The organism is Curtobacterium sp. MCBA15_005 (assembly GCF_001864855.1).
Classification (GTDB): domain Bacteria; phylum Actinomycetota; class Actinomycetes; order Actinomycetales; family Microbacteriaceae; genus Curtobacterium; species Curtobacterium flaccumfaciens.
In genome coordinates this window covers 1-445 of record NZ_MJGL01000042.1, presented here as the reverse complement: position 1 = coordinate 445, position 445 = coordinate 1, and the positions used below count along the sequence as shown (strand labels likewise).

Here is a 445-nt window from a genome sequence, read left to right as displayed (position 1 = left end):
CCCGACCTGCAGCCCGGCTCCTCGATCATGCCCGGCAAGGTGAACCCGGTGATCCCCGAGGCCACCCTGATGGTCGGTGCCCGGGTCATCGGCAACGACGCCACCATCGCCTGGGCCGGGGCCTCGGGTGCGTTCGAGCTCAACGTCGCCATCCCGGTGATGGGCACGGCGCTGCTCGAGTCGATCCGACTGCTGGCGAACAGCTCGCGCGTGCTCGCCGACAAGACCATCGACGGGCTCCAGGCGAACCTCGAGCGCGCCCGCGCCTTCGCGGAGTCCTCGCCGTCGATCGTCACGCCGCTCAACCGGGTCATCGGCTACGAGGCGGCGGCGAAGGTCGCGAAGTACGCCGTCGCCGAGGGCCTCACCGTGCGCGAAGCCGTCGTGGCCCTCGGCCACGTCGAGCGCGGCGAGGTCACCGAGGCGCAGCTCGACGAGGCGCTCG

At 71.9% G+C, this 445-nt stretch carries 1 protein-coding gene; it reads left to right on the top strand.

The window, feature by feature from the left end:
* Positions 1–445 (top strand): lyase family protein (locus tag BIU89_RS12980; RefSeq protein WP_254791636.1); only part of this gene is annotated, 445 nt, incomplete at both ends.